At 65.6% G+C, this 15,286-nt stretch carries 12 protein-coding genes and 1 rRNA gene; 9 read left to right on the top strand and 4 right to left on the bottom strand.

All coding sequences use genetic code 11. The features are described from left to right. Positions 1-222: 222 nt before the first annotated feature. On the bottom strand, positions 223-1,005 hold the full coding sequence (locus OP498_RS17560) for an SIMPL domain-containing protein (RefSeq protein WP_280547793.1): 783 nt from the start codon (positions 1,003-1,005) through the stop codon (positions 223-225). 127 nt (positions 1,006-1,132) lie between these two features. Between OP498_RS17560 and OP498_RS17565 the strand changes: the two genes are divergently transcribed. After that, complete coding sequence (locus OP498_RS17565; protein ID WP_280547792.1) at positions 1,133-2,233, top strand: AI-2E family transporter; 1,101 nt, start codon at positions 1,133-1,135, stop codon at positions 2,231-2,233. 61 nt (positions 2,234-2,294) lie between these two features. On the opposite strand, the gene trxA is transcribed toward OP498_RS17565, so the two are convergent. After that, a complete protein-coding gene (trxA, locus tag OP498_RS17570; RefSeq protein ID WP_280547791.1) occupies positions 2,295-2,618 on the bottom strand; it encodes a thioredoxin in 324 nt (107 codons plus the stop codon). A gap of 233 nt (positions 2,619-2,851) precedes the next feature. Between trxA and cysB the strand changes: the two genes are divergently transcribed. Next, positions 2,852-3,823 (top strand): HTH-type transcriptional regulator CysB, encoded by a 972-nt coding sequence (gene cysB / locus OP498_RS17575; protein WP_280554644.1) that lies wholly within the window; start codon positions 2,852-2,854, stop codon positions 3,821-3,823. 68 nt (positions 3,824-3,891) lie between these two features. Here the strand turns inward: cysB and OP498_RS17580 are convergent, their stop codons facing one another. Both OP498_RS17580 and pabB read right to left on the bottom strand, forming a co-directional pair. Beyond that, positions 3,892-4,512, bottom strand: coding sequence for a phosphoadenosine phosphosulfate reductase family protein (locus OP498_RS17580; protein ID WP_280554645.1), 621 nt, complete (start codon positions 4,510-4,512; stop codon positions 3,892-3,894). 111 nt (positions 4,513-4,623) lie between these two features. Further along, the gene (gene pabB, locus OP498_RS17585) at positions 4,624-5,997 is read right to left on the bottom strand and encodes an aminodeoxychorismate synthase component I (RefSeq protein ID WP_280547788.1); all 1,374 of its coding nucleotides are present in this window, start codon (positions 5,995-5,997) and stop codon (positions 4,624-4,626) included. Positions 5,998-6,213: 216 nt separating this feature from the next. Between pabB and OP498_RS17590 the strand changes: the two genes are divergently transcribed. The 7 genes from OP498_RS17590 to OP498_RS17620 form a co-directional block, all read left to right on the top strand. Next, positions 6,214-6,930, top strand: coding sequence for a GntR family transcriptional regulator (locus tag OP498_RS17590; protein WP_280547787.1), 717 nt, complete (start codon positions 6,214-6,216; stop codon positions 6,928-6,930). A 29-nt stretch (positions 6,931-6,959) separates the two neighbouring features. After that, complete coding sequence (gene prpB, locus OP498_RS17595; RefSeq protein WP_280547786.1) at positions 6,960-7,865, top strand: methylisocitrate lyase; 906 nt, start codon at positions 6,960-6,962, stop codon at positions 7,863-7,865. Positions 7,866-7,915: 50 nt separating this feature from the next. Next, positions 7,916-9,043: a 2-methylcitrate synthase gene (gene prpC, locus OP498_RS17600; RefSeq protein ID WP_280547785.1), complete on the top strand. Its 1,128-nt coding sequence runs from the start codon at positions 7,916-7,918 to the stop codon at positions 9,041-9,043. A gap of 3 nt (positions 9,044-9,046) precedes the next feature. After that, entirely contained in the window at positions 9,047-11,683 is a 2,637-nt protein-coding gene (gene acnD / locus OP498_RS17605; RefSeq protein WP_280547784.1) for a Fe/S-dependent 2-methylisocitrate dehydratase AcnD, read from the top strand. Beyond that, entirely contained in the window at positions 11,680-12,873 is a 1,194-nt protein-coding gene (gene prpF, locus OP498_RS17610) for a 2-methylaconitate cis-trans isomerase PrpF (RefSeq protein WP_280547783.1), read from the top strand. Before acnD ends, prpF begins: the two co-directional genes overlap by 4 nt. Before the next feature lie 109 nt (positions 12,874-12,982). Then, a complete protein-coding gene (gene prpD, locus OP498_RS17615) occupies positions 12,983-14,464 on the top strand; it encodes a 2-methylcitrate dehydratase (RefSeq protein WP_280547782.1) in 1,482 nt (493 codons plus the stop codon). Between the two features lie 755 nt (positions 14,465-15,219). Then, positions 15,220-15,286, top strand: a 16S ribosomal RNA gene (locus tag OP498_RS17620); the annotation flags it as partial.

Here is a 15,286-nt window from a genome sequence, read left to right on the forward strand (position 1 = left end):
GTTGCTCTCCACCCCGCCTCGCGGCGACGCAGTTACCTTCGGCTACGGGGCCATGGCTTACCCCGACTCGGACTTTCACCGAGTTGTGTGCACGCCTTCACGGGCGCACTAAGAGCGCCGCTTCGCGGCTGGAAGCTTGAAGAAAAACCGTGACCCTTTAGGCTCTGGACTTATGCTGCCTTCCAGCTTCCAGCTTCCAGCTTCCAGCTTCCAGCTTCCAGCTTACGGCTTTATTTTCCAGCTGACGCTGACGCCTGCCTCGATGGTGATGGTGCCGGGACGGTACTCGGCCTGTGGCAGGCTCTCCCGGGCGTCGGCGCTCATGGCCATCATCCGCGGCTGGAAGATCGGTGAGCGGGTCTCGCTCACGGCGATTACCTCACCCAGGTCGATGCCCAGTGTCTCGGCCATCAGGGTGGCCTTGTGGCGGGCCTTCTCCAGCGCCTTGACCAGTGCCTCGTCGGTGGCGGCGTCGCGGTCGGCCAGGTCATAGCTCACGCCGTCCAGGGCATCCACGCCGGCCTTGGTCAGGGCATCGAGTAGCCTGGGCAGTCGCTCGAGGTCATCGAGCTGGAGGTGAATCGGGCGCTCGAGGCGGGTGCGCACCAGCATCTCGCGCTCGTCCTGCGCGCGCCGCTCGCCAGGCAGGTGCTCGGGTTGCACGTTCAGGGAGCCGGCACGGATCGCCTCGCGCTCCACTCCCGCCTCTTCCAGAGCGAGAATCAGGCCGGCGGCACGGGCTTCCAGCCTGTCGCGGGCCTCGCGCAGGGCATCCGGGGCGTTCACGGGCGCCTCGCGCTGGGCGATGGCCGGCGTATATTCCCACAGGCGGGCACTGAACGTGGCGCGATCCGGCACTACCTGCAGTTCGGCCTCGGCCTGGACCTCCAGGCGGCTGGGCGTCTCCGCGGCGAGGGCGCGGGGCAGCATCGGCGGCGAAGCCGCGACCATCAGCGCGGCCAGGGCCGGCACGAGCAGCGGGCGGAAGGGGCGGGCAATCGGCATGGCTCTCTCCTTGTCGCTTAGCGAACACCACGGCTTCGAGCCCGCGGGTCGGGGATGGTTCCCGACCTTTGCAATTGCCTCTCGTCCCGGCATCATGAATGAATCTTCAACGGTCGTGAGTCTGGGTATGCCCCCTCCCCAAGACAGTGAGCAGAGTACCATCCCCCTCAACCTGACCCTGGCACTGGCCGCCCTGGTGGTGATCATCGCGGGCATGCGGGTGGGCTCCAGCCTGCTGGTGCCGCTGCTGCTGGCGCTCTTCATCGCGGTCGTCTGCACCGCGCCCGTGCACTGGCTGCAACGCCTCGGGCTGAGCGCGCGGCTGGCCGTATGGCTGACGCTAGTGGTGATCGGTGGCTTCCTCTCGCTGCTCGGCCTGCTGCTGGTCAACAGTTTCGGCACCTTCATCGATGCCCTGCCGGGCATCGAGCAGAAGCTCTACCAGTACTATCTGGGACTCCTCGACGGGCTGTCCGGGCTGGGGCTCGCCATCGACACCAATCGGCTGGCCGAGCTGCTGGATTCCGAGCAGTTCGGCAGCTGGATACCCACGCTGCTCGGCGAGGTCGGCAACCTGATGATGCAGAGCGTCGTGGTGGCCCTGCTGGTGATGTTCCTGCTATTCGAGACGCTCAATTTTCGCGAGAAGGTCTCTCGTGCCCTGGCCAACCCGGCGCCGAGCCTGCGCCGCTTCAGCGAATTCAGCCTCACCCTGAAGCGCTACCTGGCCGTCAAGACACTGGTCAGCCTGGTGACAGGGGCGCTGATCTGGCTGGCCTGCAAGCTGCTGGGGGTGGACTTTCCGCTGCTGTGGGCGGTACTGGCCTTTGCGCTGAACTATATTCCCAACATCGGTTCGGCCATCGCGGCGGTGCCGCCGGTATTGCTGCTGCTGGTCTCGCCGGACGGCGGCGTGTTTGACGCCCTGATGCTCGCTGCGGCCTACCTGGGGGTCAACTTCGTGATGGGCAACATCCTCGAGCCGCGAGTGATGGGCCGGGCCCTGGGGCTATCGACCTTCGTGGCCTTCCTGTCGCTGGTGGTGTGGGGCTGGATTTTCGGGGCGGTGGGGATGTTGCTTTCGGTGGTGCTGACCATGACCCTGAAGATCGCCCTGGACAGCCATCCCGAGACTCGCTGGATCGCCCATCTGCTGGGGCCGGGGGACGGGGCGCCGGTCAAGCGGGCCGACCGTCCGATCTCGGAGCGTGACGAGGACGCGGAGTAGGGGGCATGAAACGACATTGCCCCGGCCATGGCCGGGGCAAATGGGGCTGCGGGTCTCGGGATCAGGCGTTCTGGTCGATGAACTGGCTCAGCTGTGACTTCGATTGGGCGCCGACCAGGGAGGCGACCTTGGTGCCGGACTTGAACAGCATCACGGTCGGCACGCCGCGCACACCCTGCTCGGCGGCGATCTCAGGGGCATCGTCCACGTTGATGCTGACGACCTTGAGGTTGCCGTTGCGCTCCTCGGCGACCTCGTCGACCACCGGTGCCATCACCTTGCAGGGACCACACCAGGGGGCCCAGAACTTCAGCAGGACCGGCGTGCCGGCCTTGAGGACTTCCTGCTCGAAGTTGGCATTGGTGACATCGACGTTGTTAGCCATGTGATTCTCCAGTTTCGTTGCGCTGCATCGAGCGGATGGGGTGACATGCAGGGCATGCCCGGCCGGACGATGTTAGCGGCCGACCGAAGTGCTGGCAAATCCCCGCTGTGTGACAGAACGCAGGAAAGCGGTTGCACCCGCCCGGCCAGGTTATGCTATAAAGTGATCATGAGTAATTTTCTTATGTCTTACGGGTATTTTAAAGCCCCCATGACACGCGAGGGAGGGCGGCCATGAAGCTTCAGCAGCTGCGCTACATCTGGGAGGTGTCGCGCCACAACCTCAACGTCTCGGCCACTGCCCAGAGTCTCTTTACTTCCCAGCCGGGCATCTCCAAGCAGGTCCGCCTGCTCGAGGACGAGCTCGGTGTCGAGATCTTCGCCCGCAGCGGCAAGCACCTGACCCGCGTGACCCCTGCGGGGCAGGCGATCATCGAGCTGGCTGGGCAGGTGCTGAGGCTCGCCGAGAACATCAAGGAGGTCGCCCAGGAGCACAGCGACGAGCGTCGCGGCAGCCTGTCGATCGCCACCACCCACACCCAGGCGCGCTATGCGCTGCCGCCGGTGATCCGCGACTTCACCCAGAAGTATCCCGACGTGGCGCTGCACATGCAGCAGGGCACGCCCAAGCAGATCGCCCAGATGGTCAGCGATGGCCAGGCCGATTTCGCCATCGCCACCGAGTCCCTCGAACTCTTCAACGACCTGGTGCTGCTGCCCTGCTATCGCTGGAATCGCTGCGTGCTGGTGCCCCAGGGGCATCCGCTGGCCGAGATGGAGGCCCTGACGCTGGAGGCCCTGGCGGCCTACCCGCTGGTCACCTACGTGTTCGGTTTCACCGGGCGCTCCCAGCTCGACGATGCCTTCCGTGCCCGGGGGCTGACGCCCAACGTGGTGCTCACCGCGGCCGATGCCGATGTCATCAAGACCTACGTGCGTCTGGGAATGGGGGTCGGCATCGTCGCCCACATGGCCGTGGATGCCGCGCAGGATCCCGACCTGGTGGCGCTGGAAGCCGGCCATCTGTTCGAGAGTTCCACCACCAAGATCGGGATCCGCCGCGGCACCTTCATGCGCGGCTACATGTACGACTTCCTGGAAGGCTTTGCCGGCCATCTGACACGGGACCTGGTCGACGCGGCCCTTGCCGCCGGCCCGCGTCACGAGGAGCCACTCTTTACGGATATCGCGCTGCCCTCGCGCTGAGCGGTGGCTCTCTTCTCCGTCCCTGCCTGTCGCGGGAGCTCTCTCCCGCGACTTCTATCCCGCGATCATCAATGCTGCAGGTGCAGGCCGCACTCGCGCTTCTCCTCGACCTTGGTGGGGTCGAAGTAGTCGAAGTTGTTGGGCAGGTCATGGGCCTGCAGGTACTGATAGAGGTCGCGGGCCGTCCAGTGCAGCAGGGGCGAGACCTTCAGCAGGCCGTCCTCGTTGCGGCTCACTGGTGTCATGCGGGCCCGCTCGGGGGTGTCCTCGGCACGCAGGGCGGTGAACCAGACGTCCGGTGCCATCTCGCGCAAGGCCCGCTCGAAGGGTTCGAGCTTCACCTCCCGGGTGAAGGCCGCGTGGCGAGGATCCTCGATCCCCGGCGCGGGGCCTTCCAGTGCCTCGCGATGGGCGCGCGAGCGCCGTGGCAGGTAGCTCACCAGGTTGAGGTCCAGGCGCTGGATCAGCTCATCGGCGAAGCGATAGGTGGCCTCGGTATTGTAGCCACTGTCCATCCACACGATCGGGATATCCGGCTGCTGGTGCGTGACCATGTGCAGGATCACGGCCTCGAAGGGGCGGAAGTTGGTCGTGCAGATCGGCCGTTGCCCCTGATCCAGCGCCCAGCGGATCAGGGCCTCGGGGTCGTTGCCGAGCTCCCGGTTGATGACGTCGAGTTGCGGCTCCATGAGGGGCTCCCGGGCAGGTGGTCTTTGAGTATGGGGCTACCCTAGCAGAGCCGACGAGACCTTCCCCAATATCGATTCATTGGATATCTATTCTTTCATGAAGTAAGACGCTTATTTTTTATTCCATAAAGCATCATGGCTGGTCGCCATCAGGGCCCACATCAGGTGGCGGATCTTGTCCAGGGTCTCGGTGTACTCGTCCTCGCCCCGCGAGTCGGCGACCAGGCCGCCTCCGCCCCAGAGGTGCAGCTCTCCGCCCTCAGCCACCACGCTGCGAATGGCGATGGAGGTGTCCATCTGTCCGCGCACGTCCACATAGCCGAGGCTGCCGCAGTAGGCGCTGCGACGGCTGGGTTCCAGCTCGTCGATGATCTGCATGGCCCGCACCTTGGGTGCGCCGGTGATGGAGCCGCCGGGGAAGGCGGCGGCCAGCAGATCCATGGGCCGCCGGCCGGCCTCCAGTTCGCCGACGATCACGCTGACCAGGTGGTGCACGTTGGCGTAGCTCTCCAGGCCGCAAAGCTGTGGTACCCGCACGCTACCGGGCCGGCAGACCCGGCCCAGGTCATTGCGGAGCAGGTCGGTGATCATCACGTTCTCGGCCCGATCCTTGAGACTCGCGCCCAGCTCCCCGGCCAGCCGACGGTCCTCCTCGGGGGTCGCGCCGCGTGGTCGCGTGCCCTTGATCGGGCGGGTCTCGACCCGGCCCTCCCGGCAGCGCAGGAAGCGTTCCGGCGAGAGCGAGAGGATCGCCTTGTCGTCCCACGCCAGGTAGCCGGCGAAGGGGGTGGGCGTGGCGTCGCGCAGGCTGCGGTAGGCCGCCCAGAGGTCACCCTCGAAAGGGGCACTGAAGCGCTGGGCCAGATTGATCTGGTAGCAGTCGCCGGCACGGATGTAGTCCTGAACGGCGGCAAAGCGTGCCAGGTAGTCGTCGCGGCTGAGCTCGGCGGTGAAGGGCGCGGTGAGGCGGAAGCCCGCCGTCGGACGCGCCGGTGTGTCCAGCCACTCGAGCACCTGATGGCGGCGTGAGGCGCTACCCACCAGCCAGCTCTGCCGGCGGTCGTGGTCCTGGATCAGTGCCCAGTCATAGAGGCCGACCCGGCTGGCCGGCAGCGTGACCGCCTGCCGGGCCTGTCCGGTCACCGGCTCGAGACGCTTTCCCAGATCGTAGCTCCAGTAGCCGATCAGCCCGCCGAGAAACGGCAGCCGGCTGTCCGGCACATCGTCGGGCAGCCGGTCGAGCAGCGCCTGTTGGGCGGCGAAGGGGGAGAGTCCCGCCAGCGCCGGGTCACCCCGCACGCGCCCGGCGGCGTCGACCTCGAGCAGTTCGAGGGGATCGCAGCTGAGGATGTCATAGCGGCCACCCGGCGCCGTCGGGCGACCGCTGTCGAGCAGCACGGCACCGGGCCTGTCGCGCAGGGCCGCGAAGTAGCCCAGCGGATCCTCGCGGTAGGGCAGGGGGGTGATCTCGATCGGTGGTGTCATCATGTCGCCTTCCCGGAACAGGCGCCCCATTCTAGGCGTCGAGGTCCCGCTTGTCCGCTACCGGCGGATCTCCACGCACGATCATTGTCGACATTGATGGGCGCGTGCGTCGGGTTGTCTACAACCAAAGGTTAACCCCTTCCGTCCTGCCGGCCTGTTGACCCCGGGGGAGGCAATGTCTACAGTTCCTTCATCATTTGATTGTCGACAATTGCCATGAACTCAGTCGCACCGGAACAGGCCACGCCCCCCGAAGTCCGCACCCTGGCGGAACGGGTCTTTCAGCAGCTGCAGGATGCCATTGTCAGGGGCGAGCTGGCACCGGGCAGCAAGATCACCGAGCCGGGGTTGTCCCGGGCCTACGGGATCTCCCGCGGGCCACTCAGAGAGGCCATGCGCCGACTGGAAGCGCACCGCTTGATCGAACGGGTCCCCCATGTCGGGGCGCGGGTGGTCAAGCTCTCCATGAAGGAGCTGCTCGAGCTCTTCGATGTGCGCGAAGCCTTGGAGAGCATGGCGGCACGCCTTGCCGCCGAGCACATGACCGCCGGGGAGATCGTCGGGCTGCGTGAGGTGCTGGCCATGCACGAGCGCCAGGCCGACCTGCGCCGCGGCGAGGCCTACTACCAACGCGAGGGTGACCTGGACTTCCACTACCGCATCGTCCAGGGCAGCCACAACAAGATGCTGATGGGCATGCTCTGCGATGACCTCTACTACCTGGTGCGGCTCTACCGTACCCAGTTCAGTGCCAGCGGGTCGCGCCCCCAGCGCGCCTTCGTCGAACACCACCGCATCGTCGATGCCATCGAGGCCGGCGACACCGAGCTGGCGGAGCTGCTGATGCGCCGCCACGTCAGTGCGTCCCGGTCCAACGTCGTCGAGCGCTATGCGGCATCCCTTGAGCTGCAGGACAGCGAGACGCCCGCCTGAGGCGCTCAAACAACATACGGAGACCTTCCATGATGCAACCGACCCCCGGCGCTCGCTTCCGCGCCGCTCTCGAGGCCCACCGCCCGCTGCCCATCGTCGGCACCATCAATGCCTACACCGCCATGATGGCCGAACGGGTGGGCCACCAGGCCATCTACCTCTCCGGCGGCGGCGTGGCCAACGCCTCTTTCGGCCTGCCGGACCTCGGCATGACCACCATGAACGACGTGGTCGAGGATGCCCACCGCATCTGCGGTGCCACCGACCTGCCGCTGTTGGTGGACATCGACACCGGCTGGGGCGGCGCCTTCAACATCGCCCGCACCGTCAAGGAGATGCAGCGCGCCGGCGTGGCCGCCGTCCACCTGGAAGATCAGGTGGCCCAGAAGCGTTGTGGCCATCGTCCCAACAAGGCGATCGTCTCCCAGGAGGAGATGGCCGACCGCGTCAAGGCCGCCGCGGATGCGCGCCTCGACCCGGAATTCTATTTGATCGCGCGTACCGACGCCTTCCAGAAGGATGGCCTGGATGCCGCCATCGAGCGGGCCAACGCCTGCATCGAGGCCGGGGCCGATGCCATCTTCGCCGAGGCCGTGCACACCCTCGATGACTATCGCGCCTTCTGCGCGCGGGTCGACGCCCCGATCCTGGCCAACATCACCGAGTTCGGCGCCACGCCGTTGTTCACCCAGCAGGAGCTGGGTGAGGTCGGATGCCGCATGGTTCTCTACCCGCTGTCCGCCTTCCGCGCCATGAATGCCGCTGCCCTCAAGGTCTACCAGAGCATCCACGACCAGGGGCACCAGAAAGACGTGGTCGACCTCATGCAGACCCGCGACGAGCTCTACGACTTCCTCAACTATCACGACTTCGAGCGCAAGCTCGACACCTTGTTTGCAGAGAGTAAGTTCGCGGAGAAGGGCGGCGAGGCCTAACGCGGCCCGGCCGTCAACCCGACAAGAATCGATTCACAAGGAGATACCACATGGCAGACAAACCCGTCAGCAGCAGCGGCCTGCGCGGTCAGAGTGCCGGTACTACCGCTCTGTGCACCGTCGGCAAGACCGGCTCGGGCCTGACCTATCGCGGCTTCGACGTCAAGGAGTTGGCCGAGAAGGCGCGCTTCGAGGAGGTGGCCTACCTGCTGCTCAAGGGCAAGTTGCCCAACCAGGCCGAGCTCGATGCCTACGTCGCCAGGCTCAAGGGCCTGCGTGGCCTGCCCGACGCGCTCAAGACCGTGCTCGAGCAGATTCCCAAGGACGCGCACCCCATGGACGTGATGCGCACCGGCGCCTCCATGCTGGGTAACCTCGAGACCGAGCAGAGCTTCGATGAGCAGCAGGACGTCTCCGACCGCCTGCTGGCCGTGCTGCCGTCGATCATCTGCTACTGGTATCGCTTCAGCCACGATGGCGTGCGCATCGAGACCGAGACCGATGACGAGTCGGTCGGTGGGCACTTCCTGCATCTGCTGCGCGACGAGCCGGCCTCCGAGCTGCATGCCCGGGTGATGAACGTCTCGCTGATCCTCTACGCCGAGCACGAGTTCAACGCCTCGACCTTCACGGCTCGCGTCTGTGCCTCGACCCTGTCCGACATGCACTCCTGCGTGACCGGCGCCATCGGCTCGCTGCGCGGTCCCCTGCATGGCGGCGCCAACGAGGCGGCCATGGCGATGATCGAGGACTGGCAGTCGCCGGAGGAGGCCGAGCGCGAGATCATGGGCATGCTCGAGCGCAAGGACAAGATCATGGGCTTCGGCCATGCGATCTACCGCGAGTCCGACCCGCGCAACGCCATCATCAAGCACTGGTCGAAGCAGCTCGCCGAGGACGTGGGCGACAGCGTGCTCTACCCGGTCTCCGAGCGCGTCGAAGAAGTGATGTGGCGCGAGAAGAAGCTGTTCTGTAACGCCGACTTCTTCCACGCCAGCGCCTATTACTTCATGGATATTCCCACCAAGCTGTTCACCCCGATCTTCGTCTGTTCGCGGGTTACCGGCTGGTGTGCGCATGTCTTCGAGCAGCGTGCCAACAACCGCATCATCCGCCCGAGCGCCGACTACATCGGTCCGGAGAAGAGCGAGTGGGTGCCTATCGAGCAGCGTGACTGAGCCATGAATACCGACTACCGTAAACCGCTCCCAGGCACCGAGCTGGACTACTTCGACGTGCGTGCCGCCGTCGAGGAGATTCGGCCTGGTGCCTACGACACCCTTCCCTATACCTCGCGGGTGCTGGCCGAGCAGCTGGTGCGCCGCTGTGAGCCCGAGCTGCTCACCGACGCGCTCAAGCAGCTGATCGAGCGCCGCCGTGATCTGGACTTTCCCTGGTATCCGGCGCGGGTCGTGTGCCATGACATCCTCGGCCAGACGGCACTCGTCGACTTGGCTGGCCTGCGCGACGCCATCGCCGAGCAGGGCGGCGACCCCGCCAAGGTTAACCCGGTGGTGCCGACACAGCTGATCGTCGACCACTCCCTGGCCGTGGAGCATGCCGGCTTCGAGGCGGACGCCTTCGACAAGAACCGCGCCATCGAGGATCGCCGCAACGAGGATCGCTTCCACTTCATCGAGTGGACCAAGACCGCCTTCGAGAACGTCGATGTCATCCCCGCCGGCAACGGCATCATGCACCAGATCAACCTGGAGAAGATGTCGCCGGTGGTGCAGGCGCGCGACGGCGTGGCCTTCCCCGACACCTGCGTAGGTACCGACAGCCATACCCCGCATATCGACTGCCTGGGCGTGATCGCCATCGGAGTCGGCGGCCTCGAGGCCGAGACCGTGATGCTGGGGCGCCCCTCCATGATGCGCCTGCCCGATATCGTCGGCGTGGAGCTGACCGGCAAGCCCAAGCCCGGCATCACCGCCACCGATATCGTATTGGCGATCACCGAGTTCCTGCGCCGCGAGCGCGTGGTGGGGGCGTATCTGGAGTTCTTCGGCGAGGGGGCCAAGAGCCTGACCATTGGCGACCGCGCCACCATCTCCAACATGACCCCGGAGTATGGCGCCTCGGCGGCGATGTTCTATATCGACGAGCAGACCATCGACTACCTGACGCTGACCGGCCGCGAGCCGGAGCAGGTGGAGCTGGTCGAGACCTACGCCAGGCAGACCGGCCTGTGGGCCGACAGCCTGACACAGGCCCAGTACGAGCGGGTGCTGACCTTCGACCTTTCCAGCGTGGAGCGTAACCTGGCGGGCCCCTCCAGCCCGCACCGTCGCCTGCCTACCAGCGCCCTTGCCGAGCGCGGCATCGCCGTACCCTCATATAAGGACAACGCCAAGGTCCAGGCGGAGGAGCAGGAAGGCAAGATGCCCGATGGCGCGGTGATCATCGCCGCCATCACCAGCTGCACCAACACCTCCAACCCGCGCAACGTGGTAGGCGCCGCCCTGCTGGCCAAGAAGGCCAACGAACTGGGCCTGACGCGCAAGCCCTGGGTGAAGTCCTCCTTCGCGCCGGGATCGAAAGTCGCGCGTCTCTATCTGGAAGAGGCTGGCCTGCTCGCCGAGCTGGAAAAGCTTGGCTTCGGCATCGTTGCCTACGCCTGCACCACCTGTAATGGCATGTCCGGCGCCCTGGATCCCGAGATTCAGCAGGAGATCATCGACCGCGACCTCTATTCCACCGCGGTGCTCTCCGGCAACCGCAACTTCGACGGCCGCATCCACCCCCACGCCAAACAGGCTTTCCTGGCCTCGCCGCCGCTGGTGGTCGCCTATGCCATCGCCGGTACCGTGCGCTTCGACATCGAGAAGGACGTGCTGGGCACCGATCACAACGGCAACCCGGTGACGCTCAAGGACCTGTGGCCCTCCGACGAGGCGATCGATGCCATCGTTGCCGAGCACGTCAGGCCCGAGCAGTTCAAGCAGGTCTACATTCCCATGTTCGACCTGGACGCCTTCGAGAAGGCCGAGAGCCCGCTCTATGACTGGCGTCCGCAGAGCACCTACATTCGCCGCCCGCCGTACTGGGAAGGCAACATGGCGGCCGTGCGTGCGCTGAAGGGCATGCGGCCGCTAGCGATCTTGCCGGACAACATCACCACCGACCATCTGTCCCCGTCCAACGCCATCATGTTGGACAGCGCGGCGGGCGAGTACCTGCACAAGATGGGCCTGCCGGAGGAGGACTTCAACTCCTACGCCACCCATCGCGGCGACCATCTCACTGCTCTGCGGGCTACTCTCGCCAACCCCAAGCTCTTCAACGAGATGGTCCGTGACGAGAGCGGTGAGGTCAGGCAGGGCTCGCTGGCGCGCATCGAGCCGGAAGGCGAGGTGACCCGCATGTGGGAGGCCATCGAGACCTATATGGAGCGCGGCCAGCCCTTGATCGTCATCGCCGGCGCCGACTACGGCCAGGGCTCCTCCCGTGACTGGGCGGCCAAGGGCGTGGCGCTGGCCGGGGTCGAGGCGATCGTCGCCGAGGGCTTCGAGCGTATCCACCGCACCAACCTGATCGGTATGGGTGTGATGCCGCTGCAGTTCAAGGAGGGCACCACCCGCCACACCCTGCAGCTGGACGGCACCGAGACCTACGACGTGGAGGGCGCTGCGTCGCCGGGCGCGACCCTCGAGCTGGTGATCCACCGCAAGACCGGCGAGGTCGACCGCGTGCCGGTCACTTGTCGCCTGGATACCGCCGAGGAGGTCTCCATCTACACGGCCGGCGGCGTGTTGCAGCGCTTCGCCCAGGACTTCCTGGAAGGTGTAGAGAGTGAGGAGGTGGCGGGAGCATGAGCCAGGTTCCTCAGACGCATCGTTCACAAATCAGGATTCCCGCCACCTATATGCGTGGCGGCACCAGCAAGGGCGTCTTCTTCAAGCTTACGGATCTGCCGGCCGCCGCCCAGGTACCCGGCGAGGCTCGTGATCGCCTGCTGATGCGGGTGATCGGCAGCCCCGACCCCTATCAGAAGCAGATAGATGGCATGGGGGGGGCGACATCGAGTACCAGCAAGACGGTGATCCTGAGCCGGAGCGAGAGTCCCGACCACGATGTGGACTACCTGTTCGGCCAGGTCTCCATTGACAAGCCCTTCGTCGACTGGAGCGGCAACTGCGGCAACCTCTCCGCAGCGGTGGGGCCCTTCGCGATCAGTAATGGCCTGGTGGACCCGGCGCGCATTCCGGCGAACGGCGAGGCCGAGGTGCGCATCTGGCAGGCCAATATCGGCAAGACCATCGTCTCGCGGGTGCCCATCACCGATGGCCAGGTGCAGGAGACCGGCGACTTCGAGCTGGACGGGGTGACCTTTCCGGCCGCCGAGGTGCCGGTGGCCTTCAAGGACCCGGCGGACGGCGAGGGTGCCATCTTCCCCACCGGCAACCTGGTGGATGACCTGGAGGTGCCGGGCGTGGGCACCCTCAAGGCGACCATGATCAACGCGGGTATCCCGACCGTCTTCCTGAATGCCGCCGAACTCGGCTATACCGGGAGCGAATTGCAGGAGGCGATCAACGGCGACGCCAAGGCGCTGGAGAGGTTCGAGACCATCCGCGCCCACGGGGCGGTGAAGATGGGGCTGATCGCCGACGTCAGCGAGGCCGCGGCTCGCCAGCATACCCCCAAGGTGGCCTTCGTCGCGCCGCCGGCCGACTACCTCGCCTCCAGCGGCAAGCAGGTCAAAGCTCAGGAGATCGACCTGCTGGTGCGGGCGCTCTCCATGGGCAAGCTACACCACGCCATGATGGGCACCGCGGCGGTGGCCATTGCCTCGGCAGCCGCCATCGAGGGCACCCTGGTCAACCTGGCCGCCGGCGGCGGCAAGCGCAACGCCGTCACCTTCGGCCATCCCTCGGGCAGCCTGCGGGTCGGCGCCGAGGCGAGCCTGGTGGAGGGGCGCTGGGTGATCGACCAGGCGGTGATGAGCCGCAGCGCCCGGGTGCTGATGGAGGGCTGGGTCCGGGTGCCGGGCGATAGCGTCTAACGCCTTCGCTGTGCATCGTTCTGTCGAGGGAAAAGACGCCCCGGGTCGCAGGACCCGGGGCGTCTCCTATAGTGGAGGGTAGCTTGCGATGACACGACAGGAGAAGAACATGAGCACTGTGGAAGCCAATGTGCGGCCGGACTACGACGTCGAGCTGCAGAAGATCGCCGACTATGTCCTTGGCTTCACGATCGAGAGCAGCGAGGCGCTGGATACCGCCCGCCATTGCCTGATGGACACCCTGGGGTGCGGCCTGCTGGCGCTGCGCTTCCCGGAGTGCACCAAGCACCTTGGGCCGCTGGTCGAGGGCACCGTGGTGCCCCATGGCGCCCGCGTGCCAGGGACCTCGTTTCGGCTGGATCCCGTCAAGGCGGCCTGGGATATCGGGGCCATCATCCGCTGGCTCGACTACAATGATACCTGGCTCGCCGCCGAGTGGGGTCACCCCTCCGACAACCTGGGGGGAATCCTGGCCATTGCCGACCACCTCTCCCAGAAGCGTCTGGCCCAGGGCGAGTCGCCGCTGACCATGCGCGAGGTGCTGGAGGCCATGATCATGGCCCACGAGATTCAGGGCGTCCTGGCGCTGGACAACTCCTTCAACCGCGTCGGTCTCGATCACGTGGTGCTGGTCAAGGTGGCGTCCACCGCGGTGGTGGCCAAGCTGATGGGCGCCGATCGTGAGCAGCTGCTCTCGGCGCTCTCCCATGCCTGGGTCGACGGCCAGAGCCTGCGCACCTACCGTCATGCTCCCAATGCCGGCTCGCGCAAGAGCTGGGCCGCCGGGGATGCCACGTCACGCGCGGTGCGTCTCGCCGATATCGCCATGCGCGGCGAGATGGGCATCCCCGGGGTGCTCTCCGCTCCGCAGTGGGGGTTCTACGACATCCTCTTCAGTCATACCAACCGGGATCTGGCCCTCAAGCCGGAAGCACAGCGCAAGTTCACCTTCCAGCGCGAACTCGGCAGCTACGTGATGGAGAACATCCTCTTCAAGATCTCCTTTCCCGCCGAGTTCCACGCCCAGACGGCCTGCGAGGCCGCCGTCACCCTGCACCCCGAGGTCAGGGGCCGGCTGGAGGAGATCGACCGCATCGTGTTGACGACCCACGACTCGGCGATACGCATCATCTCCAAGTCGGGCAGCCTGGCCAATCCCGCCGACCGTGATCATTGCCTGCAGTACATGACCGCCGTGCCGCTGATCTTCGGCAGCCTGACCGCCGAGCACTACGAGGACGAGTTCCACGAGGCGAACCCGCGCATCGATGCGTTGCGCGGCAAGATGGAGGTGGTCGAGGATGAGGCCTACTCGCGGGACTACTACGACCCTGAGAAGCGCTCCATCGCCAATGCCATCCAGGTCTTCTTCAAGGACGGCAGTGCCACGGAAAAGGTCGAGGTCGACTACCCGGTGGGCCATCGCCGCCGTCGGGCCGAGGGGATTCCGCTGCTGGTCGACAAGTTCCGGCGCAACCTGGCGACTCGTTTCCCGGCGGGCCGCTGCGAGCAGATCGTCGCGCTGTGCGGGGAGCAGGTGCGCCTGGAGCGTACCCCGGTCAACCGTTTCGTCGATCTCTTCGTGATCTGAGTTCCTGCGCGTCCCGTCGCCGTCCGCCGCCATCCACGCATCAGGGGGTGCTCTCCCGGGGAGGGCCCCGTCCTCGGGCACGCCCTCTGGGCCCGTGGGAAACACGCCGGCGAGTGACATGGCGTGCGGCGCAATGCTGAGCTATATTTTTCTGACGTACAGGGGTTGCGTGTTCCGGCCGCAGATCGTAAAGTACGCATCCGCTGCCGGCAACGGGCAACGTTTCAGGCGGTGATAAGTGGCAGAAGTGCTTGTTTCCATTTGGGTTTTTCGAGGAAGTTCTGGAAATTCCCGCTTGACGAACTCGCCGCATTCGGTAGAATGCCCGCCACTCGTGACAGAGACCCGCTGAGGGCATTTCTTGAATCAGCTGAGGGCTCTATCGGCACTCGCTTCGCTCCGGCGGCACGAGGTTTCGGTCACCCGCTTCGCTTCTTCGGAACGCCTCGCAGGGTTGACACCGACAGCCGATCACGTAGAATGCGCCTTCCTCGCAGGGCGCCGGCGAGACCGCCGCTTCATCGGAAGCAGCCGGGCACGACGGCAACAGCGAGACGCTCCGCTCTTTCTTTATTCGAGTCCGGAGCCGCTCTTTAACAATCGATCAGGTAATTCATGTGGGCGCTTGTCGGGATGTTGGTGACCAGTCACTGAAACATTCAAGGCAAGCGACTCGTCAATGATCTTCGGATCTTTTTGAGAACGTTTGAACCTTGAGCCAGGTTTGGTTCCACCTTAGGAACTAGTCAGACTTTAAACTGAAGAGTTTGATCATGGCTCAGATTGAACGCTGGCGGCAGGCCTAACACATGCAAGTCGAGC

The sequence above is a fragment of the Halomonas sp. 25-S5 genome (assembly GCF_029889845.1).
In the GTDB taxonomy this organism is placed as follows: domain Bacteria; phylum Pseudomonadota; class Gammaproteobacteria; order Pseudomonadales; family Halomonadaceae; genus Halomonas.